We start from the raw sequence: 804 nt of genomic DNA on the forward strand, positions 1-804 counted from the left end.
AGCCTGAGGCGAGACCGTCATTTGCAACAGACGGTCACCGTCGCCATAGCGCTCAAGTTCCGTGTATACCAGCCCCTTGCGTTCCGGGATGAGCCAGTGACGGTCGGTGTCTTCGGCCTGAATACGCAGCAACAGGTCGGCACCGAAGAAGCCTTTATCCAGCAGGGTCACTGACTTGTCCGGCAATGAGTGAATGAACTCGCTGGCCAGGGGGATTTCCCCTTTGCGGTACGGGCTGATGGCCGCGTTGGCAATGACATGCGAGCGGACATTCATGAGCGTGACCAACCGCAGCATCGGGTAGGGTGTCTGCCGGTTGGTTGAGGTGTTACCCGAGCCGAAATGTGCTCTGAGTTCAGGCATATCCTGGGTTCGGAACAGGGCCCCATCGATGGCAAAGACCTGTAAACCGTGCCAATGGTCTTCAGGATAACGTTCCCGCCCCCACACATCGGCGCACTGTTTGAACAGCCACTCGAGCGGCTGTTTGCCGAGTCGCTGACGGGCCTGAGACAGGGCACTGTCCGCGAGCAAGGCATCATTGGCCAACCCTTCTGCACAGATGTTGAGGCGCCGAGCGACCTCGGAGATGGGCTCATTGCGGAAAAAGGCCATCCCCACGACGAGCCACAAGACCATATCAGAAGGTAAGCGGCGTCGGCGGATAGTGGCCTTTTCAGACAAGGCGGCAGCGGCAGTAATCCATTCGTCGGGAATATGGTCGGCAAAAATGGCCAGCCGAGCCAGCATGTCGCCAGATGCCTCAACAACATCGTTCAGATCGTTTGCAATAGACATAAAAAA

At 57.5% G+C, this 804-nt stretch carries 1 pseudogene; it reads right to left on the reverse strand.

Annotated features, from left to right (window positions below):
* Nucleotides 1-798 (reverse strand): annotated as a pseudogene (locus tag PG892_RS22435) (IS4-like element ISAeme15 family transposase); the annotation flags it as partial.
* Nucleotides 799-804 lie beyond the last annotated feature (6 nt).

The organism is Aeromonas sp. QDB68 (genome assembly GCF_027707405.1).
Lineage (GTDB): Bacteria > Pseudomonadota > Gammaproteobacteria > Enterobacterales > Aeromonadaceae > Aeromonas > Aeromonas caviae.